The organism is Microbacterium sp., from assembly GCF_051953575.1.
Taxonomy (GTDB): Bacteria; Actinomycetota; Actinomycetes; order Actinomycetales; family Microbacteriaceae; genus Microbacterium.
Window position 1 is genome coordinate 1 of sequence record NZ_JBQCIP010000095.1, and the last position, 23914, is coordinate 23914.

The window sequence follows — 23914 nt, forward strand, 5'->3', positions numbered from 1 at the left end:
TCTCATCACTCACAAGCTCACGGTGCTGCGCGACCAGCGCACGCCGTCGCCGGTGTTCCGTCAGCTCACCGAAGAGCTCGTGACACTGCTCGCGTACGAGGCGACCCGCAACGTGCGCGTCGCGCCGATCGAGATCCAGACGCCCGTCACGACGACGACGGGCGTCCGCATCGACGACCCGCGGCCGCTCGTCGTGCCGATCCTGCGCGCCGGCCTCGGCATGCTCGAAGGCATGGTCAAGCTCATCCCGACCGCCGAGGTCGGCTTCCTCGGCATGGTGCGCGACCACGAGACGCTCGAGCCGTCGACGTACGCCGAGCGTCTCCCCGACGACCTCAGCGACCGGCAGTGCTTCGTCCTGGACCCGATGCTCGCCACGGGCGGATCGCTCGGCGCCGCCATCGACTTCCTGTTCCAGCGCGGTGCGCAGGACGTCACGGCGATCTGCATCCTCGGCGCCCCCGAGGGCGTGGCCGCGATCGAGAAGCAGGTCGCGGGCCGCGACGTCACGCTCGTCCTGGGCGCGCTCGACGAGAAGCTCAACGAGAAGGGCTACATCGTGCCCGGCCTCGGCGACGCCGGCGACCGCCTGTACGGCACCGTCTGACGGCGACGGATGCCGCGGGCCGCGGCATCCGATTCCGCCCGGTCCGGTCCCACACCGGGTGGGCGGTGGGCGAGGGTCATACGATCGGCACGCGGCGCACGTCCGCGGCCACAGCGACCTCGGCCGTCGTCGCAGGACGGTCGAGTGCGGCGATGGGCGTCAGCGGCCGCCCGTTGAAGCGGGTCGCCGTCACGGTCGTGTAGGCGCCCATCGTCGGGCTGACAAGCAGGTCGCCGACCGACAGCTCGGGCAGCAGCACATCGCGCGCGATGACGTCGGACGAGTCGCACGTGGGCCCGCCGAGGGTCGCCCAGCGGTGGTCGGCGGTCTCGCGCGTGCCTGCGCCCAGGTCGTCCCCGGCGAACACGAGCGGATGGACGTCCTCGGTGAGCACGTTCGAGTACGCCCCGTACAGCCCGTCGTCGACGTAGTACCAGCGGCCGTCGCCGCGCTCGGCGATGCCGACGACGCTCGTCACGAGCGTCATGGCGTCGGCGACGAGCACCCGGCCCGGCTCGGCGATGACCCGCAGCCGGCGCACATGCGGTGCGAGCACCGGGCGCAGGACGGCGGCGACGTCCTCGATCTCGGCGGCCTCGGAGTCGTACGAGGCGGGCAGCCCGCCGCCGATGTCGAGCGTGTCGAACCGCACCTTCAGCCGCCGTTCGAGCACCGCCATCAGCTCGAGCGTCTCGGCGGCTGCGGCGGCGAACCGTGCCGGATCGTCGAGCTGGCTGCCGACGTGGTAGCTGAAGCCCGCGACCCGCACCCCAGCGGCGACCGCGTGCTCGACGAGCCGTGCCGCCTCGAACGGGCCGACGCCGAACTTGCTCGACAGGTCGCTCTTCGCGTGCGGGCTGCGGTACGCCAGCCGCACGAGCAGCCGGGTGTCGCACGGGGCTCCGCGGAACTTGTCGATCTCGACGTCGTTGTCGACGACGAACGTGCGCACTCCGGCCGCCAGCGCCTCGGCGATCTCGGCGGGCTTCTTGATCGGATGCGTGTGGATGATCCGGTCCGCCGCGACACCCCGGCAGGTCAGCATCCCGAGCTCCTCGCCCGTCGCGATGTCGAATCCGCAACCGGCGTCGTCCAGGGCCGCGAGCACCGCGTCATGGGCGAGCGCCTTGACGGCGTAGTGGAAGCCGACGAACGGCAGCGCCCGCCGCAGCCGCGCGTACTGCCGACGCACCCGGTCGGGTTCGAGCAGCAGCAACGGCGTGCCGTGCAGCGCGAGCGCCGCGCGCGCCGCCACCGTCGAGAGGAGTGCGGATGCCTCACGCCTCCGCCGCTCGTCGAGCGACGGTGCCGGGTGCGGGGCGCGCAGCGCCGCCTCGACGCCCTGCGCGGTCATGGGGCCACCCCCGGCGCTGTCTCGGGAGCACCGGTGCGCTTGCGCGATCCGTCGCGCAGGCCGGTCTTGGCGGTCAAGGTGAACGAGCCCGCCGCGATCGCGTAGAACACGATGTCGGCGGCGATCTTGCCGACGAGCATGCCCCACACGGGATCGGGGATGAACCAGACGCCCAGCAGGAGCGCGGCGGGGCGCACGAGCAGCGTGTCGAGCAGCTCGGCAGCACCGAACTCGGCGACCAGAAGCACGGCCGTGCGTCCGATCGCGCCCCGCCGCGTGGCGGCGACCTGCGACTGCTCGAGGTAGATGGTGACGGCCAGCACGAAGTAGAAGCCGATGATCTCGCCCACGAGGGCCGCGAGCGCGACGAGCGCCGGCGCATCCGTCCACATCGTGGCGAGCATGCCGGCGATCACCATGGCGGCTGTCCCGACGAGTTCTGCCGGCAGATAGCGGACGATCCAGAACACCAGCCTGCGACGTGCAGGCTCCGTCCTGTCGTCGGCCGTGCGCTCCGGGGCGGTCGCCCCGGCGAACGGCTGCTCGATCGTGGTCATGTCGTTCCCCCTCGTGTGAGAGAGGAGGAACGACCGCTCACGGTGATACCGGAGCACGGCGGCGCACGTGCCGCGGGGCGCTCAGTCGCCCAGCTGCGGCTCCTGCGGGTTGCGGCGCCCGGTCTCGCGCTCCCAGAACTCCAGCTGCTGGGTCAGCGCCTTCGCGAGCTCGAACACCTGCTCGGGAGGGATCCGGATGCGGCTGACGACGCGGGCCGGCACCACCGTGTGGCGCTGCCCGGTCTCGGCGTCGACGTCTTCGCGAGGCGGCTGGGCGAGCGTCAGGAAGTCCATGACGAACACCGTCGGCGTGTGCCAGACGTTCGCGAAGTCGGCGTAGGCGCCGCCGATGAGCTCGGGCGGCAGGTCGATCTCGAACTGGCGTGGTGCGTCCTCGGCCATGCGGGCTCCTTCTGCCAGTTCGTCCCGGCGGTGTGCGCGATTCTAACGGGCGGCGGTGCTCAGTCGCTGTCGACGAGCCGCGCGAAACCGCTCAGTCGTGCCACGCCCTCGGGGGTGTACGGAAGGTCGTCGAGCAGCCCGGGCGAATAGACGACGTACGCGGTGTGCATCGCCCGCGAGATCGCGACATTGAGACGGTTGCGCAGCAGCAGGAACTCCAGTCCGCGCGGCGCATCGCGCCCGCTCGACGCCGCGAGCGACACGATCGCCACGGCGGCCTCCTTGCCCTGGAACTTGTCGACCGTCCCCACCGGCACGTCCGGGAAGCCCGCGGCGGCGAGCGCCTCTTCGACCGCGACCTGCTGCGCGTTGTACGGCGTCACCACGATGAGGTCGCTCTGCTGGAGCGGGCGCGGCTGCAGGGCGACGGACACCCCGTCGGTGTCGTCGGTGCGCGCGTCGGTCCAGGCACGGCCGACGAGATCGCCGACGATCCGCGCGACCTCGGCCGCCTCTTCGGGGGACTGCGTCGCGTTGCCGTGGTGGCGCATCGGGACGGGCACCAGACCGGGCCGGATGCCGTCGATCCGGCGCAGCGCCGTCGACGGATGCGCTTCGAGCTCGCCGCGGTACGACAGCGTCGAGACGGTCGCCGCGACCTCGGGCCGCATGCGGCGGGTCTGCGCGAGGAAGTACCCGAACTCGTGCGGGATCACGTCGGCGCCGTCCATGACCCAGCCGAGTGCCGAGGTGTCGACGGGGGCGGGGTGCGTGCCCTGGCTGACCTGCGGCAGCTGCTGCGGGTCGCCCAGCAGCAGCAGCCTCGGCGCCGCGAGCGACACGGCGATGGTCGAGGCGAGCGAGAACTGCCCCGCCTCGTCGACGACGAGCAGGTCGAGGCTGCCGCGCGGCACGCGACCCTCATGGCTGAAGTCCCACGCGGTGCCGCCGATGACGTAGCCCTCGCGCTCGTGCTCGGCGGTGAAGGCCGCGACGCCGTTCTTGGGCAGCACCGTGAACAGGTGCTCCGCCGCGGGGTCCTTCGGCGCCTTGCCGACCTGCGAGGCCGGAACGCCGGCCGCGATGACCCGGTCGAGCAGCTGCTCGATGGTGGCATGGCCCTGCGCGACCACGCCGACCTTGTACCCGTGATCCCGCACGAGGCGGGCGATCACGTGCGAGCCGACGTAGGTCTTTCCGGTGCCCGGGGGACCCTGCACGGCGAGGTAGCTGCGGTCGAGGTCGCGCACCGCACGCGCGATCGCGTCGACCATGTCGTCGCCCGCCTCAGGCAGTGCGCCGGTGAGCGTGCGCGGAGCGCGGCGGGCCAGGATGTCGGTCGCGGGATCGGCCGGCAGCTCGGGTGCGGCCGCGATGACGGCATCCGCCCACGCATCGATCGCCGACTGCTGGTTGCCGGCACTGGGCGGGGCCTGCGGCGTGAGCGCCAGCGGCAGCTCGCTCCAGGTCACGCCGTCCACCGCGGTCTCTTCGATCACGGCGCCGTCGTCGAGCACCTCGATGACGGTCACCGACCGGTACGAGTGCATCCATCGTGCGCGTGCCTCGAACGGGTACGGCGCCGGCAGCTCGTACAGCGCGAACGGGTTCGTCCCCTCGCTGAGCCGTGTGCCCGGGGCGAGATCGCCGTGGATCTCGATCGTGCGCCGCTCGCCGCCGCGCCCGCTCTCGGCGAAGTGCCAGTCCTCGCGCACCGTGCTGCGGGCGCGGTCCACGACGACGACAGCGCGATTCTCGTCCCACAGCGACACGGGTTCGCGCAGCCGCAGGAAGTGGGTGGCCCAGAACGACTTCGCCTCACGCGGGTAGTAGTCGATCGCGGCCGCGCCGAGCCGAAGCGACCGGCCGGCGTCGGAGTCGACGGGGTGCTCCTGTGCGAGCTTGTCGAGCATCGTGGCGCGCGGCGACGGCTCGTATGCGCGCTCGTCCGGCTCAGGGTCCGTGGACGGGCGCAGATCCGCCTCGCGCGCGCGGTCGACCAGCCAGTCCCGCAGCCGTCGCGTCGAGACGCAGTCGTAGCGGTTGTAGTCGGCGAGGTCGTCGAGCACGAGCCCCGCGGCCGCTTCGTCGCCGTCCGCCTGCAGCGCCCGCGCCTCGACGTAGCGGACGATCGAGTCGTCGCCCTTCTGCACGTCGCTGGTGCGCACCTCGTCGCCCATGTACAGCGGCTCGAGCTTCTTGATGGAGTACGACCGCGAGCCGACCCGCAGGGCGCGGCGGACGATCGGGTACAGGTCGACGAACACCCCGTCACGCAGCAGCCGGTCGACGTCGGCCTCGCGCACACCATGACGTGCCGCCATCGCCAGCAGGTGCGTCGGCTCGTACGGCGCGTAGTGGTAGATGTGCATGCCCGGGAACTGCTGCCGGCGCAGGTTGACGAGGTCGAGGAAGACCTCGAGGGCCCGCCGCTCCTCCGCGAAGCTGTGCGCCCACAGGGGCGTGTACTGCTCGCGGGTGTCGACCCAGCCGAACAGGTAGTCGATACCCCACTGCGTGGGCTCGCCCGGCACGGGCGGCTCGGTGTACAGCGGGTCGCCCTCGAAGTCGAAGAACAGATCGCCGTGGTCGGGACGGGGCAGCGCACCCAGTGCCTTCGGCGCGACGACCTCGTACACGGGCATCGGCGGGGCGACCGGCGCTTCTTCCGCGACGGCGACGACGACACCGCCGTCGCCGCCGAGGACGGCGGCCTCCACGATCTCGGTCGTCTGCTTCGGCGTGACCAGGGGCGGCGTGCCAGCGGGACTGAGCAGCTGCAGTCGCGCCTGCGTGCGCAGCGACGCGAAGACATCGGGGTTCATGCCGGCGGGCGCCGCCGGGGCCTCTGCGAGCTGCTCGATGGTCTCGACACCGCCCCCGTGCAGCCGCTCGCGCTGCACGGGACGCATACCGGCCACGAGCAGCAGATCTCGGGATGCCACGACCTCGGCGTCGCATGTCGCACAGCGGCCGCACGCCATCACGCCGAGGTCGCCGCGCGGATCGCCCCATGCGATCGGCTCGCCGGCGGCCCCCAGGTCCAGACGGCGATCGGCCACGAGCGCCGCCAGGCGCTCCCGGCGCAGCTCGAACACCGGCAGCAGGTCGTCGACCTCGTGCTCGCTGACACTCCCGTCGCCGAGCAGCAGCTGCACGCGATCGGACCGCGGCACGCCCAGCCGGTCGAGCTGGTGGACGTAGGCGGCGAGCTGCATGAGGGCCGTGACACGGGCGTGGCGCGCGAGCTTGGTGTCCTGCACCAGCCAGCGGCCCTCGGCGTCGCGCACCAGGAAGTCGGCGAACCCGACGAACGAGTGGGTCGAGAAGGCGGCCTGGTAGACGACCTCGGCGTCCGAGGCGAGGGCCGCGTTCGTCCGGGCCACCGCGTCGGCGAGGGCGGCGGCATCCGTCGATCGCGTCTCGGGGATCTCGACCACGCGATCGCCGAACCGCGCCACGTAGTCGGCCAGCACGCGCCGCTCGTGCACGGTGCCGAGGCGCCCGGCCCGCTCGAGCGTCAGGTCTTCGGGCTCTTCGACCGCCGCGACCCTGCCCAGCCGCGCGTCGATCGCCCGCAGCCACGCGAACTCGCACTCGGCGGCGGCCTTGAGGTCGCTCGCGCTCCAGACGATCCGGCCTTCGCCCTCGATGTATCGCATGCCCTCCCCTTCTCCCCACGCCCTCTCCACGCATCGCTTCGCGCTGCGCGGAGCCTCGGGGCGCGTGGGCCCAATCCGACAGTAGCCGCGCCCTACGACAACACCGGACGGCCGGGCGCGGCGTCGTCCCCACCTGCCAGACTGGACGCATGAGCCTGCCCTTCGAGAGCGCGTACCGGCACGGGTTCGCCCGCGTCGCGGCATGCACGATCCCGGTCGCGATCGCCGACCCGGCCACGAACGCCGAGGCCGTGCTCGACAGCGCACGCGCGTGCGACGCGGACGCCGTCGCGGTCGCGGTGTTCCCGGAGCTGTGCCTCACCGGCTACGCGATCGACGACCTCGTGATGCAGGACCCCGTGCTGGATGCCGTCGTGGACGCGGTCGAGCGGCTGGTCGAGGCATCCGCGGATCTTCTCCCGGTGCTCGTCGTCGGCGCGCCGCTGCGCCACCGCAACCGGCTCTACAACTGCGCGGTCGTGATCCACCGCGGCGAGCTGCTGGGCGTCGCCCCCAAGTCGTACCTGCCCACCTACCGCGAGTTCTACGAACGGCGCTGGTACGCCCCCGGCGACGACCAGTCGGGGCAGGACATCCGCGTCGGCGAGCTCGAAGCGCCCTTCGGCCCTGACCTGCTGTTCGAGTCGCTGGACGTGCCGGGCCTGGTGGTGCACGCCGAGGTGTGCGAGGACGTCTGGGTTCCGATCCCGCCGTCGTCGCGCGCCGCGCTCGCCGGCGCCTCGGTGCTGCTCAACCTCAGCGGCAGCCCGATCACGATCGCCCGCGCCGAGGACCGCAAGGACCTCGTGCAGTCCCAGTCGCTGCGCTGCCTGGCGGCGTACGCCTACGCGGCCGCGGGCACCGGCGAGTCCACGAACGACGTGTCGTGGGACGGCCAGACGATGATCTACGAGGGCGGCAACCTCCTGGCCGAGACCGAGCGGTTCCCCGACGGGCCGCGCCACTCGATCGCCGACGTCGACCTCGACCGGCTGCGTCAGGACCGCCTGCGCCAGGGCACCTTCGACGACAACCGCCGGACGAGCGGCGTCGACGCCGAGTTCCGCACCGTCCACTTCCGGCTCGACCCGCCGCGCGCCGACGTCGGCCTGATGCGCACGCTCGACCGGTTCCCGTTCGTGCCCGACGACCCCGCGCGCCTCGCGCAGGACTGCTACGAGGCCTTCAACATCCAGGTCTCGGGGCTCGTGCAGCGCATGCGGGCGATCGGCGACCCGAAGCCCGTCATCGGCGTCAGCGGCGGGCTCGACTCGACGCACGCGCTGCTCGTCGTGGCTCGGGCGATGGACCGCATGGACCGCCCGCGCAGCGACATCCTCGCCTACACGATGCCCGGGTTCGCGACGAGCGACCACACCAAGTCGAACGCGATCGCGCTCGCCGAATCCGTGGGCGCGTCGATCGAGACCATCGACATCCGCCCCGCCGCGACCGAGATGCTGCAGCGCCTCGGCCACCCGTTCGCCGACGGCGAGCCGGTGCACGACGTGACGTTCGAGAACGTCCAGGCGGGCCTTCGCACCGACTACCTCTTCCGGCTCGCCAACCACCACGGCGGCATGGTGATCGGCACGTCCGACCTGTCCGAGCTCGCGCTCGGCTGGGCGACCTACGGCGTCGGCGACCAGATGAGCCACTACGCCGTGAACGCCGGGGTTCCGAAGACCCTGATCCAGCACGTGATCCGCTGGGTGATCGCGCACGGCGAGGGCGTCGACGAGACCGAGGCCGCGGTGCTGCAGTCGGTGCTCGACACCGAGATCTCACCCGAGCTCGTGCCCGCGGGGCAGGACGGGAAGATGCAGTCCACCGAGGACCGCATCGGACCGTACGCGCTGCACGACTTCGCGCTGTTCCACATCCTGCGCTTCGGCTTCCGGCCGTCGAAGATCGCCTACCTCGCCGAACACGCGTGGCGCGACGCCGAGGCCGGCGCGTGGCCTCCGGGATTCCCCGACGACGACCGCTACGCGTACGACCTGCCGACCGTCGCGAAGTGGCTGCAGGTGTTCCTGAAGCGCTACTTCGCGTTCGCGCAGTTCAAGCGCTCGGCGATCCCCAACGGCCCCAAGGTGTCGCCCGCCGGGTCGCTGTCACCGCGGGGCGACTGGCGCGCCCCCTCCGACGGCAACGCGCGCGCGTGGCTCGCCGAGCTCGCGGCGGCGCTCCCCGACCTCGTCGAGGACTGACGGGCAGGGTCTGATCGGCCCCGGGCTGATCAGGCCGGGGCCTGCGCGTACGCGAGCGTGATGATCCAGCTGTCGCGGGACACGTCGGCGAGCCGGTACTGCACCTTGCGGTCGGGGATCCAGCCCTTCGCGAGCGGGCTGTCGAGCCGCACGTGATCGGCGGCGACGCGGGCACCGCGGCCGTCGGCGTCGCGCACCGCCTGCACGCGGGTCCAGTGCGCGAGCAGCTTGGGCAGATCGCCCTCGTCGGCCGTGAACAGGTGCGAGTGTCGCTGCATCATGTGCAGCTCGTTCTCGTCGGGGTGGCCGTCGCGCAGGTCGATCCCGAGCTGCACGGCCGGATCGACGATGGCGACGACGGTCGCCGCGCGGAAGCTGGCGTTGCGGATCTTGAGCGGCACCTCTTCGCCCGCCACCTCGGCGATCAGCTGCGTGTGGAAGCCGAAGGTGCCGGGGGCCTCGCGCTCGACGCGGACGTCCTTCGGCTCGACGCCGAGACGCGCCGCCACGAGTTCCTTGGCGAGCAGTCGCTTGCGGTCGTGCTCGGGGAGCTTGGGGTCCCAGCCCAGTCGCGCCGTGATTCCGTCCGGAGTGTCCAGAAGCACCGATTGCATGATCCACCTGCTCTCCGCGGGCCGTCCGCGCCTCCATCCTGTCCCGGGCGCGCGGCGGGGGGAAGCTCGCCACGCCCAGACGATCACGGCGAGCGCAAGGGGGATCCGCGATGCCGCGGAACCGGTGCGAGGATGGGGTCATGACCAGGCAGGCGACGGTGGTCGGGAGCGGGCCGAACGGTCTCGCGGCTGCGGTCGCGCTCGCCCGGGCGGGGTACGACGTGCGGGTGCTCGAGGCATCCTCGACCGTCGGAGGCGGCACCCGGACCGCGCCGCTGACGCTTCCGGGCTTCCACCACGATGTCGGCTCGGCCGTGCACCCCGCGGCACTGTCGTCGCCGTTCTTCCGGGCCTTCGGGCTCGGCGAGCGCATCGGGTGGGTGCATCCGCGCGCGTCGTACGCGCAGCCGCTGGACGGCGGGCGCGCCGCGATCGCCTGGCGCGACCTGGAGCGCACCGCCGACGCCCTCGGGCGCGACGCGCGCGCCTGGCGCGCCGTCGTGCGACCGCTGAGCCGTCACCTCGGGGCGCTGGTCGATTTCACCGGGTCGCAGCTGCTGCGGGTGCCGCGGCATCCCGTCACCGCCGTGCGGTTCGGACTGCGCGCACTGCAGCTCGGGTCGCCACTCGGCCGTCGCACGTTCGCGACCGAGGAGGCGAACGCGCTGCTGGCCGGCGTGCTGGCGCACGCGAACACGCGCCTGCCGTCGCTGGGGGCGGCGGCCTCGGGGCTGTTCCTGGCCGCACACGCGCACACGGCCGACGGCTGGGCGTTCCCCCGCGGCGGCGCGCAGATGATAGCCGACGCGCTGGTGGCCGATCTGTACGCGCACGGCGGCACCGTCGAGACGCGTCATCACGTCGCCGACCTCTCCGGGCTCGACTGGGGCGATCCCGATGCCGGCGACCTGCTGCTTCTCGACACGACGCCGCGACTGCTGCTGACGCATCCCGGCCTGCCGCCGCAGTATCGGGAGGCGATCCGCCGCTACCGCTACGGAGCGGCGGCCGCCAAGGTCGACTTCGCCCTCGATGCCCCCGTGCCGTGGGCGCACCCGGACGTGGCGCTCTCGCCCACCGTGCACGTGGGCGGGACCCGCGAAGAGATCGAGGCGAGCGAGAACGCCGTCGCCCGCGGCTCCCTGACCGAACGGCCCTACGTGCTGGCCGTCCAGCCCAGCGTGCTCGATGCGTCCCGGGCACCGGCCGGCAAGCACGTGCTGTGGGCGTACATCCACGTGCCGTCCGGCTCGACCCTCGACCCCACCGAGCTCGTGGTGCGACAGGTCGAGCGGTTCGCACCCGGGTTCCGCCGTCACATCCTGGCGAGCAACGCGATGACGGCGGCCGAGCGCTCGGCGTTCAACCCGTCCGACATCGGCGGCGACATCCTCGGCGGCGCCTTCACGTTCGCGCAGGCGTTCCGCCGTCCGGTGGTGTCGACGACGCCGTGGCGCACCCCGCTGCGGGGCGTCTACCTCGCATCCGCGTCCACGCCGCCCGGCCCCGGGGTCACCGGCATGCCCGGCTGGTACGCGGCCCGGCAGGCGATGCACGACGCCGCACGACGCGGACTCGGCGAGCGCCACGAGCTCGAGGACCTCTTCGGGACGTGACCCGATGGACGCACTCGCGGCGGTCGATTTCGAGTTCGCACGGCAGGTGCTGCAGCGGGGCATCGCCGCGCTGTACGTCGTGGCCTTCGTCTCGACGCTGAACCAGTTCCGCCCGCTCCTCGGCGAGCGCGGCCTGCTCCCCGCTCCCGACCTCCTCGCCTGGGCGCACGCGCCCGGGCGACGGAAGTGGATGCTGCACCCCACCGTGTTCCGCTACCTCCGGTACACCGACCGTCGCCTGGTCGCCCTGTGCGTCGGCGGGGTGGCGGTGGCCGGCGCACTGGCCGCCGGCATCCCGCAGCTGGGTCCGCCGTGGGTGCCGATGCTGTGCTTCCTCGCGCTGTGGCTCGGATACATGTCGATCACGTCGATCGGCCAGACGTTCTACGGCTTCGGGTGGGAGATGCTGCTGCTGGAGGCCGGGTTCCTCGCGGCGTTCCTCGGCTCGGACGACCAGCCGCCGCCGACGGTGGTCATCGTGCTGTTCTGGTGGCTGGTGTTCCGGCTGGAGTTCGGCGCCGGCATGATCAAGATCCGCGGCGGGCGCGAGTGGCGCGACCTCACGGCGCTGACCTACCACCACGAGACGCAGCCCATGCCGGGACCCCTGAGCCGGCAGGCGCACCTGCTCCCTCGCTGGTTCCACAAGGGCGAGGTGCTCGGCAACCACTTCGCACAGCTCGTCGTGCCGGGGTTGCTCTTCGCGCCGCTGCTCGGGCTGTGGGTGCCCGGTCCGGCTCCCGCGATCGTCGGCGCGGTCGCCGCGGCGATCGTGATCGCGACCCAGCTGTGGCTCGTGCTCACCGGCAACTTCGCGTGGCTGAACTGGATGACGATCGTGCTGGCTTTCTCGGCCATCGGGCTGCCCGGCATCGGCGGAGCGGATGCCGGCGGTGCGGCACGTGTGCTGAGCGAGGGACGAGACGAAGCATCCGGTCTCCCGCTGTACTGGGTCGTCGTGACGTGCGCGGTCGGGCTGCTGTACGTGTGGCTCAGCTGGGCGCCGCTGCGGAACCTGTTCGCCCGCCGCCAGCTCATGAACGCGAGCTTCAACCGCTGGCAGCTGGCGAACGCCTACGGCGCGTTCGGAACGGTCACGAAGGAGCGCATCGAGATCGTCGTGGAGGGCACCGTCGACGACGACCCGCAGACGGCCACGTGGCACGAGTACGAGTTCAAGGGCAAGCCGGGCGAGGTCCACCGCATCCCCCGGCAGTTCGCGCCGTACCATCTGCGCCTGGACTGGCTGATGTGGTTCCTGCCGCTCGGGCGGTCGCTCGACGACTGGTTCACGGCGTTCCTCGTGAAGCTGCTGGAGGCGGATGCCGCCACCCTGCGCCTGCTCGCGCACGACCCGTTCGCCGGCGAGCGCCCGCGGTGGGTGCGCGCCGTCTCGTACCGCTACCGGTTCACCACACGCGCGGAGTTCCGACGGACCCGGGCCCGCTGGGTGCGCGATGACCGGCGGCCGGTGCTGGGTCCCGCGGCGCTGCGGCGCTGACCGCATGCGGCGGACACGTCAGGAGGCAGCCCCGAGTGCCACCTTCGCCTGCGCTCAGGGCACAGGCGTGTCGGCGCCGGCCTCGACCGCGACCCGGCGCCGGTTGCGACGCGCAGTGAGGTCGACGATCGCCACGAGGAACGCGAGCGCGAGGAAGACGCCGACCGACAGCATCCCGAACGCGTACGCGTCGTGGAACACCACCAGGTCGTCGTGCGATCCGGACTCGCGGTAGATCGCCGCGTAGAACATCGACAGGGCGACGGCTGTGCCCACGGCGGCGCCGATGCGCTGGCCGAGCTGGCCGACCGACCCCGCGAGTCCGCCCTGCTTGACGGGGATGTCGGCGAGCGTCAGAGTCTGGTTCGGCGCGATGACCAGGCCGCCGCCCGCGCCGCCGACCGTCATGACCACCGCGGCGATGTACGGCGTCCATGCCGGATCGCTGTACAGCGCGGTGAGCACGAGACCCGCCACGCACAGCAGCATCCCGACCAGGCCCCACACCACGACGACGCGACCGCGCGTGCTCACGAGATTGCCGCCGACCCACGAGGTGACAGCGCTGGCCAGGGCGAACCCGATCGACACCATGCCGGCGTACACCGGTGCGAGCCCGAGCCCGAGCTGCAGGTAGAGCGTCGTCACGAGGAACATCGCGGGCGTGGCGGTGAAGTATGCGGTCTGCAGCAGTGTGCCGTTGCGGAACGATTCGACATTGAACAGCCCCAGCGGCAGCAGCGGACTCCGACCGCGCGAGGCGTACCGGCGCTCCCACGCGATGAACGCCGAGACGAACAGGGCGAACGCGGCGAGCATCCACCACCGCGCGGGGTTGTCGGTCGGCGCGCCGGTCGTGAACAGGAACGGCCACATCAGCGAGATGACGCTGAGGCCGAACAGCACGACGCCGATCGGGTCGAGCTGCACCGGCCGCTGAGACCGAGTGCGCGTGTCGGGCAGCAGCCACAGCGCCAACGCGATCGCGATGAGGCACAGCGGCACGTTCATCCAGAAGATCAGCCGCCAGCCGTCGGTCGGGCCGCCGAGGGCGATCAGCAGGCCGCCGAGCGTCGGACCGAACGCCGTCGCGACCCCGATCGTCGCGCCGAAGAGGCCGAACGCGCGGCCGCGCTGCTTGCCCTGGAAGAGCTCCTGGGTCATGCCGATGACCTGCGGCATCTGCACGCCCGCCGCGACCCCCTGCAGCAGACGCGCGACCAGCAGGAACCCCGCCGTCGGCGCGAGCGCGCACGCGATGCTCGTCAGCGTGTACAGCGACAGGCCGACGACGAACAGCGTGCGGCGCGACCGCTGATCGCCCAGGCGCCCCATCGGCACGAGGGTGAGCCCGAACGTCAGCACGAAGCCCGACACGATCAGCTGCAGCTCGGTGGAACCGGCGCCGAGCACCTCGCCGATCGACGGCAGCGCGACGTTGACCTTCGTCATGTCGAGGATCGTGATGGCGGCGACCGCCGCGCACACCCAGAAGGCCCGCCAGCGCGCCCCCGAGCTGAGCGGGATCACGGCGGTGGTCACCGGCACCGCAGCTGCCTTGCCAGAACGGGACTGATCTGAGGTCGACATCCACTTCAGGCTATCCCCGCGGTCGCGCGATCGGCGGTCAGGCATGCGCTGCGATGCGCGACGGCGCCCGGACGGCGAGAATGGTCGGATGAGACTTCTCGTCGCCGCCCTCGAATCCGAGCTCGTCGCCTTCGAGCCCGAACTGCCCGGATTCGCACGGCTCGTCACCGGTCCCGGCAAGCTGCAGGCGACCTACGCACTCACCCGCGCCCTGGACGCCGAGAGCTACGACGAGATCGTGGTGGTCGGCACCGCCGGGGCGATCGACGCGCGGCTGGAGGCATCCGTCTACGAGATCTCGACCGCCATCCAGCACGACGTCACCGACATCGACGGCATCGTCGGCCAGCACGTGTCGCTGCCGAGCCACGTCGAGGTCGGCCGCGACGGCGTGACGATCGCCACGGGCGACCACTTCGTCGACGACGCCGAGGCGGTCGCGGTGATCCGACCGCTCGGCGCGGGCCTGGTCGACATGGAGACCTACGCCTACATCTGGGTGGCGCAGCGCTTCGGCGTGCCGATCCGGGTGTTCAAGGCCGTGTCGGACCGCGCGCAGGACGGTGCGATCACCGACTGGCACGCCGCCGTGACCGCGTGCAGCCACCAGCTGCGCGACCACGTCCGCGACGAATACGGCGTCTGACCCCGCCCTGCACTGCGGGGTCAGACGCCGACGAGTGGCGCTTCGTCTCGTGCCTCGCTCAGCACGAGTGCCGTCCTTCAGGCGCTCACGACACCCATTGCGTCTTCGCCCACGTGAGGGCCGCCAGCGTGGCCTGCCCCGACAGTGATGGGTGGAAGTAGTCCCGCGTGGAGATGTCGGACTTCACGAAGGCGTAGTTCGCGACCGCGCCGCCGTCGTACCGGCACTTGGCCGTCGCCCCGCACGCCTCGGACAGCGCCTGGTTGAACTCGTTCACGCGCTGCTGCACGGCTGCGCGACGCTGCACGTCGACCGCGGCGGTGCTGGTCGGGTTCGCGAGCATCGACTTGCACGTGCCCAGAAGCGCCCACACGAACCGGGCCGTGCTGCTCCCCTTGTTGAGGTCGTACATGCGCTGAAGGCTCGGGATGCTGGCGACGAAGATCTCCGGCGACGACGGACTTGCGGCAAGCGCGGCGAGCGCGGCCTGCACGTTCGCCTTGAAGGTCGCGGTCGGGGTCATGCCGGCGACCGTGCTGGTGCAGGCGTCGTTGGCGCCGATCTCGATCGTGACGTACTGGGCGCCCTGCGTGACCGCCTTCTGCGCCTGCGCGGGCAGCGCACCGGACGCGGCGCCCGACACGGCGTCGTTGTAGGCGACCAGCCCCGTCGCACCGGCGGCCCGCAGCCGCAGATAGTGCGAGTTGACCGACGTCGTCGAACCGGTGCTCCAGCTGTTGGCGGGACACGACGTGAGGCTCGAACACGTCATGGCGGCCTGCGAGATGGAGTCGCCGAGCGCAGCCATGCTCACGACCTGGGCGGGCGGCGGTGCAGCGTTCGCGGCGGACGCCGAGACCAGCGACCCGGCGAGCAGAAGAGCGGATGCCGCCAGCGCGGCGAGGGCGCGGCGCGCCCCGATGGACGAGTGCATGGTCGACTCCGTACGTCGTCGTGACGGGTGAAGGCGCGGCAGGAGCCGTGGCCGGCGTGACCGGCGGTGCGGGCGGGATCGCGTATCCCCCAGGAAGCGATCTGCCGCGAACGATACACCCGTGTATCGCCGTCGCGACAGTGGGAGTTCTTCCGGTTGCGGCCCGCAGCGCGGCATGCGGGTGACGACGAGTGGTTGACGCCGTCAGGCGACGGCGACCGCGACGGCGACGGCTGCCTGGCTGATGACGCTCGGCCCCTGCGGTGTCGCCTCGACCGCGAGCTGTGCGGGCAGCTGCTCTCGCATCGCCGCCACGTGGCTGATGACGCCGACGGTGCGCCCGCCCTGCCGCAGCTCGTCGAGCGTGCGCATGGCGAGATCGAGCGTGTCGTCGTCGAGCGAGCCGAAGCCCTCGTCGACGAACAGGGTGTCCAGGCGCACCCCGCCGGCACGCGCGGTCACGACCTCGGCGAGCCCGAGCGCGAGCGACAGGGACGCGAGGAACGTCTCGCCGCCCGACAGCGACTGCGCGGGCCGCGCCTGCCCGGTGAATCCGTCGAGGATCTCGAGCCCGAGCCCGGATGCCGCCCCCCTCGCCGCACGGGCGTCGGTGTGCTGCAGTCGGTAGCGCCCCGACGACATGTCGGCCAGGCGGGTGTTCGCGGCGGCCACGATCTCTTCGAGTTCGGCCGCGAGCACGAACGTCTCGAGGTCCATCTTCATCGTGTTGGGGGCGCGGCCGGCGAGCGTGTCTGCCAGGCGGGTGATCGCGGCGGCCTCGTCGGCGCGCACTCCGATGCCGGCGTACGCGTCATCGATCTGCAGCCCGAGGTCGCGCAGGGCCGTCACCTGCGAGCGCGCGGCGTGCTCCGCCTGCAGCGCGGCGGTGCGCGCCTGGTCGGCGGCGGTGAGCGCGGCCTGCGACTCGGTCGTGTCGACCCGCTCCTCCGGTGCGCCCGCGAGTTCCAGCTCGAGTTCGAGCATGCGGGCGCGGGTGGCGGCGAGCTGGGCGTCGTGCTCGGCGAGGTCCGCGGACAGACGGGTGACGACCGCGGGGTCGCGCAGGGCAGCCGCGGCGGCCTCGGCATCGGGGAAGGGCGACGCCGCAAGACGCGTGTCGAGGTCTGCCCGCGCGTCCGCGCGGGCATCTTCGGCGCGCGCGTGGTCGTCTCGCGCGCGCAATGCGGTGCGGGCGGCATCCCGGACCGACGTGGTGTGCGCGACCCGCGCGGCGACCGTGTCATACGTGCCGCGGGCGTCGTCGACCGCGGCGCTCTCGGCCTCGACGGTGGCGGTCAGCGCCGCGACCCGGGCGCGCGCCGCGGTCAGCGACTCGGCGAGCGTGGCCCGCGACTCCTCGGCCTCGGCGGCGAGCGCGACCAACTGCGCACGCTGGGACGCCAGCGTGTCGCGGTGCGCGGTCGCGCGTCGGGCCGCCTCGACCTCGGCATCGGCATCGGCGAGCCAGTGCTGGAGCGCTTCGACCCCTTCGCCGCCCGCACGGCCGGCCGCGGCGGCATGACGCTCGCGTGCGATGCGCGCGGCGTCGGAAGCGGCGCGCTCAGCGGTCGCCGCGGCATCACGCGCGGCCTCGGCGTCTGCCAGCAGTTCGTCCGTCACCGGCTCGGCGGCGGGCTCGGCCGGGTGAGGGTGCTCGGTCGCACCGCACACGGCGCACGCCTGGCCGTCGACGAGATGAGTGGCGAGCTCGCCGGCATATCCGTCGAGCCGGCGCTGCAGGAGGGCGGCGACGTTCGCGGCCGTGGCCGCCGCAGCGGCAGCGGCGTCGCGGTGCGCCCGCTCGGCCGCCTGCCGCGTCTTGACGAGAGCCTCGGCCTCGTTCGCCGCGGCGAGGCGATCGGCGATCTCAGCTCGGCGCGCCTTGGCCGGATCCGCCAGCGCGGCCTGCTCCCGCGCCTCGGCCAGCTCGGTGTCGAGGCGGGCCAGCTCGGCAGGCACGGCGGCGCGCTGCGCGTCGAGCGCGAGGACGTCGGCTTCGAGGCGCACCACCTCCGCGGCCGCCTGCTCCCGCTCGTCCCGATGCCCCGACAGGGCCGCTTCGTGCGCCAGCGCCGCCGTCCACACGGCGAGGTCGCCGGTGAGCTGCTCCACGATCGTCGCGAGCTCGGCGGTCGGGTCGAACCCGGCTTCTTCGGCCGCGCGCTGCCATGCCGCATCGGCCGACGCCGCCGCCTCGGCGGTCATCGCGGCGGCGGATTCCGCACGGCGGGCGGTGTCGAGCGGCGCACGGAGACCCTCGGCGACGCGGGCCTCGTCGAGCGTCGCACGATCCTCCGCGATGCGCTCGGCCGCGTCTTCGAGCGCCGTGAGCCGGTCGCGGGCCCGGGCGAGCTCGGCCTGCGACTTCGCCAGCGCGACCACCGCCGCGTGCGCCGCCTCGGCCTCGGCGCGCGCGGACTCCGCGTCGATCCGCTGATGGCTCGCGGTCTCGAGGCGATACGCCGCCCGCTGGACGGCCCGCTCGACGGCGTCGCGGCGTGCGGCCAGGTCTTGCGGCGACTCGGCGGCGATCGTCTCGTCGCCCCCGTCGGCGGCCTCTGCGGGGGCACCGAGGTCGCTCGTCGAGACGAGCCGCTCGGCCTGATCCAGGAGCGTCCGGGCCCGCTCGCCGAGGGCGTCGACCTCGAGCTGGGCCTGCTTGCTGCGCTCGCCGATCTCGCGCGTGTACTCCTCGTAGCGGCGTGTGCCGAACAGTGCCCGCAGCAGCGACTGCCGTTCCCCGCCGGAGGCCAGCAGGAAGCGCGAGAACTTGTTCTGCGCGAGCAGGATGACCTGCTGGAACTGCTGTGCGTTGAGCCCGAGCACCTCGTCGAGGAGCAGGCCGACGTCGCGCGGCTTTGCCGCACGGCCGACCCACTGGCCGTCGACGAGCTCCTCGAGCTCGGCGCGCGTCGGCTCGGTCGTCAGTCCGCCGCCCCGTCGGGCGGGTCGCTGGTAGTCGGGAGCCCGCGTCACCCGCCACCGGCGGTCGCCGACGGTGAACTCCAGCCGCACCTCGGTCGGATCCTCGGGTTCGCAGTGGTCGCTGCGCAGCCGCTTGTCGCCCGAGTCGTAGCGGGGGACGCTCCCGTACAGGGCGAAGCACACGCCGTCGAGGATGCTCGACTTGCCGGCGCCCGTGCGCCCGGTGATGAGGAAGATGCCGTCGCGCTCGAACGCCTCGAAGTCGACCGTCTGCATCTCGCGGAAGGGACCGAACCCCGTGAGCTCCAGCCGGTGCAGCCTCACGCCGTGGCCTCCGCCCGGACGCGCTCGTCGAGCAGGTCTCGCACCAGTTCGGTCTCGCGGCCCGAGGCGCCCTCGCCGTCGCGGACGTGCGCGAGGAACGCGTCGACGAGCTCGGCGTCGTTGCGGGCGCTGCGCACCCGCTCGGCGTAGGTGCGTGCCACAGCGGCCCCGCCCGCCGGGGGCGTGTGCCGCACCTCGGCGCAGAAGGGGAAGCGGGCGAGCAGCCGGCGCATCGGGTCGCGCTGCGGCAGCGCGTCGGTGTAGACCGCCCGCACCCAGTCGTCGCTGTGGGCGGCGAAGCGCTCGTCGGCGAGCAGCTCGTCGAGGGTCGCGGTCAGCGTCACCAGGGCACGCGGCACCGGGAGCGGCATCCATTCGACCTCGCCGAGCCCGTCGGCGTCGAGCTGCACGAGCCACGAGCCGCGCGGCTTGTGGCCCTCGTCGAAGCTGTAGTGCAGCGGCGCGCCCGCGTACCGCACGTTCGGCGCCAGCTGCTGGCGTCCGTGGATGTGCCCGAGCGCCATGTAGTCGACGCCGTCGAAGGTCGACAGCGGCACGATGTCGAGGCCGCCCTGCTGGATGTCGCGCTCGAGGTGCGGGGTGGGCTCGACCCCCGCGGCGAAGCAGTGTGCGACCGCGACCGTGCGACCGCCGCGGGCGGCGGCATCGGCCCGCACGATGTCCATGGCGCGCGCGAGCACATCGGCCTGCGAGCGCACCCCCGGCCACTCGCCGCGCATCAGCACCGGCTCGAGGAACGGGATGCCGTACACGTGCACGGGGCCGTGCTCGTCGTGCACGGTGACCGGCGTCCCGATCGCCGCCGGATCGGTGAGGACGTGCACCCCGTCGCGCAGCAGGCCGGACTGGAATCCGAGACGCGCGGCCGAGTCGTGGTTGCCGCTCGTGACGACGACGGTGGCGCCGGTGTCGGCGATGTCGCGCAGGGCGTCCGTGAGCAGCGTGTACGCACCGGCCGCCGGCGTCGCGGAGTCGAACACGTCGCCCGCGACGATCACGACGTCGACCTCGTGCTCGCGCACCTGCGCGGTCAGCGCCGCGAGCACACCGCGGAGCGCATCGAGCGTGGCGTGGCCGTGGAACGACCGCCCGATGTGCCAGTCCGAGGTGTGCAGGATCCGCATGCAGCCACCGTACGTTCGGGCTCGGACATCCCCGCCGAGGAACGCCGCGCTCGTCCCGAAACCCCGGCACGCGCGGCGATGCCCCGCCCGACCGCCGGGTGCCGGACGTATCGTGGAGCATGGCGCACATCCCGGATCCTGCCCCGCTGGCGACCGTCGTCGCGCTCGTCGGCGCCGACAGCGACGAGCTGCTGACGGGGCTCGCCGATCTTCCCGCGCTCGTCGCCGTATCGCTGCGCTACGCCGAGCCGACGGCGGCCGCGCACCTCGTGACGTCGGTCTCGCTCCCCTATGTCGTCCACGACGCCGACCCGCTCGTGCACGTCGCGGCCGCCTGGGTGGAGCTGTACGAGGAGCGCGCGACCCTCGGGACGCTCGAGGCCGAGATCGAGGCGATGCTGTCGCTGTTCGCGTCGGGTGGGGCCGTGATGCCCGACTACTACCTGGTCGCGGGGCCGGAGGCGATCGAGGGGACCTGGCGGCACTGGTGGCTCGGCGCGCTCGCCCACCACGCGCCGTCCCGCGTGCTGCCCGTGGAGGCGTCCGGCGCAGCCGTGCGGGCGCGGCTGCGCGCACTTCCCGCCTCGCGGCCGTGGCCGGAGCCGTCGTCGTGGCTGCCCCGGGTGCAGTTCGACATCCCCGATCGCGTCGGCCTCCGCGATCAGCCGGGCGCCGCCTGAGCATGCCGGCGGTGGAGCGGTTCGCGCACGGCGGCGCGACGCTGGTCGTCGAGCGCCACGGACGCGGCGGGCCGGTCTACGTGCTGGTGCACGGCATCGGCATGGGCCGCAGCGTCTTCGCCGATCTGATCCGGCACCTGCATGACGGCGAGGCGATCGCGGTGGACCTGCCGGGGTACGGCGAGGCGCCGGAGCCCGCGCGCGTGCTGACGATGGAGCGCACGGCCGACCTCGTCGCCGCCTACCTGCGCGCGCACCTGACGCAGCCCGCCGTGCTGATCGGGCATTCGATGGGCGCACAGGTGGTGCTGGAGGTGGCCGTCCGGCATCCGGCCGTCGTCGACCGGATCGTGCTCGTCGGCCCGACGGTCGACCCGACCGCGCGCACGGCACCGCGTCAGCTGTGGCGCCTGCTGCGCGACATCGCCGTCGAGAGCCCGCGCGTGATCGGCCGCGGCGCGCGGGAGTACCTCCGGGCGGGTCCGCGCCTGCGGGCCAAGTTCCACGCGATGCTCGTCCACCGCCCCGAGGACGTGCTCTCACGGGCGCATGTGCCGGCGCTCGTCATCCGCGGGGAGGACGACCTGGTGGCACCGCGCCCCTGGTGCCGGCGTGTGGCCGATGGGCTGCCCGAGGGCCGCCTGGTCGAGATCGCCGGGCACGGTCACGAGACGATGATCCGGGATGCCGCACCCGCCGCGCGCCTGATCAGGGCGTTCGCGGCAGACGGGACGTGAGGCCGGTCCGAACCGCCTTCTGACGGCGGATTCCTGCCATGCCGGGCCGACCCGGCAATGTCGGAACCCCCGCGTAGGTTTCCTCATGTCGAGACCAACGGAGGAAGCCATGTTCGCTGTATACGCCGCCGAACAGCAGTACCGCCACGACACCCGCACGAGCGAGAACGAGCGCCGCATCCTCGCCTCCATCCGCGAGCGGTCCACGCTCACGCCGTGGAGCCCGACGGCCGCCGCAGCGCCACGCACGGCCGCCGTCACGGTGCGGACCGCGCCCGCGTGGCCGCGCCCGATCGGGCTGCACGCTCACGAGCGGTCCGTCGCCGCGGCCGCCTAGTCCGCGTCGGCGGAGTCGCCCGTCGACACCTGGCGCGCGAGCTCCTCGATCTCCGCGTCGTCGAGCTCCACGCCGGCCTGCTGCAGGCGGTCGCGCAGAACGTCGACGATCCGTTCCCGCGGGGCTGTGCCGGTGTCCTGCCGGGTCTGGGCGACGACTCCCGACACGGTGTCGAGCGTGGCGGGGTCGTGCGACATCGTCGGCAGGCGCCGCTCCTGATCCCCGTCGAGAGCGTCATCCGGCGCAGACGTGCCGGCCGGCTCCGCGCCGGCGGCTTCCGTCGCCGTCTCGTCGGCGCGCTCGTCATGGATGACCCCGATCCCGACGGCCTCATGACTGGGTTCGTTCGCGGAGTCGCGGTCCTCGTCCCGCCCGTCGCGAGCGTCCGCGGCCTCGCCGCTCATCACGGCTCCTCCCCTCGGTCGGAAGGGGTCGCCAGATCCGGATCGGCCCCTTGCCGCGCCACCTCGCCCTCGACCGGGTCGTCCGGCTGCAGTCCGGCATCGGGCCCCTGTCCGGCAGCGGCGCCGTCGCGCTCGCTCGACTCCTCATCGTGGACGCCTTCCCAGCCGCCGGCGGGGTCGGCATCGATCACACCCTCGGGAAGCTCTCCGTCACCGGGTCCTTCGCGTCGCATGCGCGCTCCTCTCGTCGACCTCCAGCGTCCGTCGAGCCGGGTCGGGGCGACACGGGGTTGACAAGAGCGTCCGACGCCGTGCGCGAGCGCCGGTCGTCAGGAGCGGGGGTTCAGGATGCCGCGATGCGAGGGGTTCTCGTCGAACCAGTCCGCGACGTACCAGCACACCGGGATGATCCGGCGGTCGCCGCTGCTCTCCAGTTCGGCGACGGCGCGGCCCACCAGCTCGCCGGCGTAGCCGTGCCCGCGGAAGGTGGGGATGGTGTAGGCCCGGGTCATGGCGACGGTCCGGCCGTCGTCGCGGTAGTCCAGGACGCTCACGAGGTCGTCGCCGCGGTGCAGGGTGTACCGCGAGGCATCCGGCTCGTTCGAGAAACGCAGCTCGCTCACCCGCACAGGGTACGCCCGCCCGAGCACCCCGGGACGCAGCGGACCGGATGTCGCGGCGATCCCCCAGACGCTCGGGTCTTCACGCGGGAGGCGTGTCGAGCGGCTCGACCACGAGCAGGCGGAACTCGTGCCTGCGCAGGATGGCGAGCACCACGCGCGGTACGCGGCCGAACGCCCGCCGGCCGTCGGCCGTCGGGTACGGCTCGACGGCGACGATGCGGTACCACCGTCGTCGGTGCAGCACGGCTCCCCCTCCGGCCACGATGTTGCGGTACCAGTTGACGCCCGGCCCGTACGTGAGCTCGGCGACGAACCCGCCCTCGGCCTCGCCGAGGATCACGGGCGTCTCGAAGGTCTTGCCGCTCTTGCGGCCGACGTGCCGGACGAGGGAGAACGGTCCGCGGCCGGCGCGTGCGAGATCGAGCGTCCAGGGGTTCAGCCGGCGTTGGATCAGGTCGAGCCACCACCGCTTCAGCGGGCCGGGTTGCGTTGCCACGCCTGTCAGTAAACCGCGCCGAGAGCCCGCTTACCGGGTTCGGAACGCAGGACTGAGCAATCTGTCACATTCCGACACGTTCGGGCCGCGGCATCCGAGCGATTTGACGTATTCCGACAAAGTCGGTCATAATCGGCCTCATGACTGACAACGCGCTTTCTCTGTCCGCCTGGGAGGCGAACAGGACTGCCGGCATGATGATGGCCGGCCGCGCTGTCATGTGTTGTCGAATGTGCCACTAGCACGGTGACCCGCCGGACTCCTTCTCCGCTTCTGAACACGGATCGCATGGAGTCCCCCGAAGCACCGGTCTTGTGCGTCGATCACGCGCACCCGGATCCGCTTCGCACACCGCCCAACGTCGGGCAACCGCCCTCTCCGGGCTCCCGGCCGATCAGGGCCGCAGCACATCCGAACCCGCCACCGTCATACGGGTTCCTTCCGCAAGGACCATCATCATGTCGACCACCGCACTCCTCGACCGTCCCGCCACCGCCCCCGTCCGTCACCTCCGCGCCGTGAACCACCCCGCCCGCGTCGAGACCCCGGC

At 72.6% G+C, this 23914-nt stretch carries 21 protein-coding genes; 8 read left to right on the forward strand and 13 right to left on the reverse strand.

Going from position 1 to position 23914, the window contains the following annotated elements; genetic code table 11:
• On the forward strand, nucleotides 1-607 hold a 607-nt coding region (gene upp / locus ACTHNQ_RS06430), incomplete at its 5' end, for a uracil phosphoribosyltransferase (RefSeq protein WP_440332116.1).
• A 76-nt stretch (nucleotides 608-683) separates the two neighbouring features.
• Here the strand turns inward: upp and ACTHNQ_RS06435 are convergent.
• The 4 genes from ACTHNQ_RS06435 to ACTHNQ_RS06450 form a co-directional block, all read right to left on the reverse strand.
• Entirely contained in the window at nucleotides 684-1961 is a 1278-nt protein-coding gene (locus tag ACTHNQ_RS06435) for a type III PLP-dependent enzyme (protein ID WP_440332117.1), read from the reverse strand.
• Nucleotides 1958-2518: a hypothetical protein gene (locus tag ACTHNQ_RS06440; protein WP_440332119.1), complete on the reverse strand. Its 561-nt coding sequence runs from the start codon at nucleotides 2516-2518 to the stop codon at nucleotides 1958-1960. Before ACTHNQ_RS06440 ends, ACTHNQ_RS06435 begins: the two co-directional genes overlap by 4 nt.
• An 81-nt stretch (nucleotides 2519-2599) precedes the next feature.
• Nucleotides 2600-2920 carry a DUF3467 domain-containing protein gene (locus ACTHNQ_RS06445; RefSeq protein ID WP_018172956.1) on the reverse strand — a complete coding sequence of 107 codons (321 nt, stop codon included), beginning with the start codon at nucleotides 2918-2920 and terminating at the stop codon, nucleotides 2600-2602.
• 59 nt (nucleotides 2921-2979) lie between these two features.
• Nucleotides 2980-6582: a TM0106 family RecB-like putative nuclease gene (locus ACTHNQ_RS06450; RefSeq protein WP_440332121.1), complete on the reverse strand. Its 3603-nt coding sequence runs from the start codon at nucleotides 6580-6582 to the stop codon at nucleotides 2980-2982.
• Between the two features lie 149 nt (nucleotides 6583-6731).
• On the opposite strand from ACTHNQ_RS06450, the gene ACTHNQ_RS06455 reads away from it, so the two are divergent.
• On the forward strand, nucleotides 6732-8792 hold the full coding sequence (locus ACTHNQ_RS06455) for an NAD(+) synthase (RefSeq protein WP_440332122.1): 2061 nt from the start codon (nucleotides 6732-6734) through the stop codon (nucleotides 8790-8792).
• 29 nt (nucleotides 8793-8821) lie between these two features.
• On the opposite strand, the gene ACTHNQ_RS06460 is transcribed toward ACTHNQ_RS06455, so the two are convergent.
• Nucleotides 8822-9406, reverse strand: a complete 585-nt coding sequence (locus ACTHNQ_RS06460) for a hypothetical protein (RefSeq protein ID WP_440332124.1) — start codon at nucleotides 9404-9406, stop codon at nucleotides 8822-8824.
• Between the two features lie 140 nt (nucleotides 9407-9546).
• Here ACTHNQ_RS06460 and ACTHNQ_RS06465 point away from each other — a divergent pair, with 140 nt between their 5' ends.
• Together ACTHNQ_RS06465 and ACTHNQ_RS06470 are read left to right on the forward strand one after the other, a co-directional pair.
• The gene (locus ACTHNQ_RS06465) at nucleotides 9547-11022 is read left to right on the forward strand and encodes a phytoene desaturase family protein (RefSeq protein ID WP_440332126.1); all 1476 of its coding nucleotides are present in this window, start codon (nucleotides 9547-9549) and stop codon (nucleotides 11020-11022) included.
• 4 nt (nucleotides 11023-11026) lie between these two features.
• The gene (locus ACTHNQ_RS06470) at nucleotides 11027-12523 is read left to right on the forward strand and encodes a lipase maturation factor family protein (protein WP_440332128.1); all 1497 of its coding nucleotides are present in this window, start codon (nucleotides 11027-11029) and stop codon (nucleotides 12521-12523) included.
• A gap of 54 nt (nucleotides 12524-12577) precedes the next feature.
• Here ACTHNQ_RS06470 and ACTHNQ_RS06475 read toward each other — a convergent pair whose 3' ends face one another.
• Nucleotides 12578-14113, reverse strand: a complete 1536-nt coding sequence (locus ACTHNQ_RS06475; RefSeq protein ID WP_440332129.1) for an MFS transporter — start codon at nucleotides 14111-14113, stop codon at nucleotides 12578-12580.
• Between the two features lie 88 nt (nucleotides 14114-14201).
• Between ACTHNQ_RS06475 and ACTHNQ_RS06480 the strand changes: the two genes are divergently transcribed.
• Nucleotides 14202-14759 carry a phosphorylase family protein gene (locus tag ACTHNQ_RS06480; RefSeq protein ID WP_440332130.1) on the forward strand — a complete coding sequence of 186 codons (558 nt, stop codon included), beginning with the start codon at nucleotides 14202-14204 and terminating at the stop codon, nucleotides 14757-14759.
• An 85-nt stretch (nucleotides 14760-14844) separates the two neighbouring features.
• On the opposite strand, the gene ACTHNQ_RS06485 is transcribed toward ACTHNQ_RS06480, so the two are convergent.
• The 3 genes from ACTHNQ_RS06485 to ACTHNQ_RS06495 all read right to left on the reverse strand — a co-directional run bounded on the left by ACTHNQ_RS06485 (nucleotide 14845) and on the right by ACTHNQ_RS06495 (nucleotide 20087).
• The gene (locus ACTHNQ_RS06485) at nucleotides 14845-15693 is read right to left on the reverse strand and encodes a GDSL-type esterase/lipase family protein (protein ID WP_440332132.1); all 849 of its coding nucleotides are present in this window, start codon (nucleotides 15691-15693) and stop codon (nucleotides 14845-14847) included.
• A gap of 204 nt (nucleotides 15694-15897) precedes the next feature.
• Nucleotides 15898-18942 (reverse strand): AAA family ATPase, encoded by a 3045-nt coding sequence (locus tag ACTHNQ_RS06490; protein WP_440332134.1) that lies wholly within the window; start codon nucleotides 18940-18942, stop codon nucleotides 15898-15900.
• Nucleotides 18939-20087, reverse strand: a complete 1149-nt coding sequence (locus ACTHNQ_RS06495; protein ID WP_440332135.1) for an exonuclease SbcCD subunit D — start codon at nucleotides 20085-20087, stop codon at nucleotides 18939-18941. Before ACTHNQ_RS06495 ends, ACTHNQ_RS06490 begins: the two co-directional genes overlap by 4 nt.
• A gap of 119 nt (nucleotides 20088-20206) precedes the next feature.
• Here ACTHNQ_RS06495 and ACTHNQ_RS06500 point away from each other — a divergent pair, with 119 nt between their 5' ends.
• The 3 genes from ACTHNQ_RS06500 (at nucleotide 20207) to ACTHNQ_RS06510 (ending at nucleotide 21841) form a co-directional block, all read left to right on the forward strand.
• Nucleotides 20207-20767: a hypothetical protein gene (locus ACTHNQ_RS06500; protein ID WP_440332137.1), complete on the forward strand. Its 561-nt coding sequence runs from the start codon at nucleotides 20207-20209 to the stop codon at nucleotides 20765-20767.
• A gap of 2 nt (nucleotides 20768-20769) precedes the next feature.
• Nucleotides 20770-21504, forward strand: coding sequence for an alpha/beta fold hydrolase (locus ACTHNQ_RS06505; protein WP_440332139.1), 735 nt, complete (start codon nucleotides 20770-20772; stop codon nucleotides 21502-21504).
• A 109-nt stretch (nucleotides 21505-21613) separates the two neighbouring features.
• Complete coding sequence (locus tag ACTHNQ_RS06510; protein WP_440332140.1) at nucleotides 21614-21841, forward strand: hypothetical protein; 228 nt, start codon at nucleotides 21614-21616, stop codon at nucleotides 21839-21841.
• Here the strand turns inward: ACTHNQ_RS06510 and ACTHNQ_RS06515 are convergent.
• From ACTHNQ_RS06515 to ACTHNQ_RS06530, 4 genes are all read right to left on the reverse strand, one after another.
• Nucleotides 21838-22245, reverse strand: a complete 408-nt coding sequence (locus tag ACTHNQ_RS06515; RefSeq protein WP_440332142.1) for a hypothetical protein — start codon at nucleotides 22243-22245, stop codon at nucleotides 21838-21840. The genes ACTHNQ_RS06510 and ACTHNQ_RS06515 overlap by 4 nt on opposite strands.
• A complete protein-coding gene (locus tag ACTHNQ_RS06520) occupies nucleotides 22245-22478 on the reverse strand; it encodes a hypothetical protein (RefSeq protein WP_440332144.1) in 234 nt (77 codons plus the stop codon). The genes ACTHNQ_RS06515 and ACTHNQ_RS06520 overlap by 1 nt, the downstream gene beginning before the upstream one ends.
• Nucleotides 22479-22574: 96 nt before the next feature.
• A complete protein-coding gene (locus ACTHNQ_RS06525; protein WP_026305760.1) occupies nucleotides 22575-22868 on the reverse strand; it encodes a GNAT family N-acetyltransferase in 294 nt (97 codons plus the stop codon).
• 79 nt (nucleotides 22869-22947) lie between these two features.
• Nucleotides 22948-23364, reverse strand: coding sequence for a nitroreductase family deazaflavin-dependent oxidoreductase (locus ACTHNQ_RS06530; RefSeq protein WP_440332146.1), 417 nt, complete (start codon nucleotides 23362-23364; stop codon nucleotides 22948-22950).
• Nucleotides 23365-23914 lie beyond the last annotated feature (550 nt).

Coding starts and splice junctions, on each gene's coding strand:
- ACTHNQ_RS06435 (WP_440332117.1), bottom strand. CDS start 1,961: ATGACCGCGCAGGGCGTCGAGGCGGCGCTGCGCGCCCCGCACCCGGCA.
- ACTHNQ_RS06440 (WP_440332119.1), bottom strand. CDS start 2,518: ATGACCACGATCGAGCAGCCGTTCGCCGGGGCGACCGCCCCGGAGCGC.
- ACTHNQ_RS06445 (WP_018172956.1), bottom strand. CDS start 2,920: ATGGCCGAGGACGCACCACGCCAGTTCGAGATCGACCTGCCGCCCGAG.
- ACTHNQ_RS06450 (WP_440332121.1), bottom strand. CDS start 6,582: ATGCGATACATCGAGGGCGAAGGCCGGATCGTCTGGAGCGCGAGCGAC.
- ACTHNQ_RS06455 (WP_440332122.1), top strand. CDS start 6,732: ATGAGCCTGCCCTTCGAGAGCGCGTACCGGCACGGGTTCGCCCGCGTC.
- ACTHNQ_RS06460 (WP_440332124.1), bottom strand. CDS start 9,406: ATGCAATCGGTGCTTCTGGACACTCCGGACGGAATCACGGCGCGACTG.
- ACTHNQ_RS06465 (WP_440332126.1), top strand. CDS start 9,547: ATGACCAGGCAGGCGACGGTGGTCGGGAGCGGGCCGAACGGTCTCGCG.
- ACTHNQ_RS06470 (WP_440332128.1), top strand. CDS start 11,027: ATGGACGCACTCGCGGCGGTCGATTTCGAGTTCGCACGGCAGGTGCTG.
- ACTHNQ_RS06475 (WP_440332129.1), bottom strand. CDS start 14,113: ATGTCGACCTCAGATCAGTCCCGTTCTGGCAAGGCAGCTGCGGTGCCG.
- ACTHNQ_RS06480 (WP_440332130.1), top strand. CDS start 14,202: ATGAGACTTCTCGTCGCCGCCCTCGAATCCGAGCTCGTCGCCTTCGAG.
- ACTHNQ_RS06485 (WP_440332132.1), bottom strand. CDS start 15,693: ATGCACTCGTCCATCGGGGCGCGCCGCGCCCTCGCCGCGCTGGCGGCA.
- ACTHNQ_RS06495 (WP_440332135.1), bottom strand. CDS start 20,087: ATGCGGATCCTGCACACCTCGGACTGGCACATCGGGCGGTCGTTCCAC.
- ACTHNQ_RS06500 (WP_440332137.1), top strand. CDS start 20,207: ATGGCGCACATCCCGGATCCTGCCCCGCTGGCGACCGTCGTCGCGCTC.
- ACTHNQ_RS06505 (WP_440332139.1), top strand. CDS start 20,770: ATGCCGGCGGTGGAGCGGTTCGCGCACGGCGGCGCGACGCTGGTCGTC.
- ACTHNQ_RS06510 (WP_440332140.1), top strand. CDS start 21,614: ATGTTCGCTGTATACGCCGCCGAACAGCAGTACCGCCACGACACCCGC.
- ACTHNQ_RS06515 (WP_440332142.1), bottom strand. CDS start 22,245: ATGAGCGGCGAGGCCGCGGACGCTCGCGACGGGCGGGACGAGGACCGC.
- ACTHNQ_RS06520 (WP_440332144.1), bottom strand. CDS start 22,478: ATGCGACGCGAAGGACCCGGTGACGGAGAGCTTCCCGAGGGTGTGATC.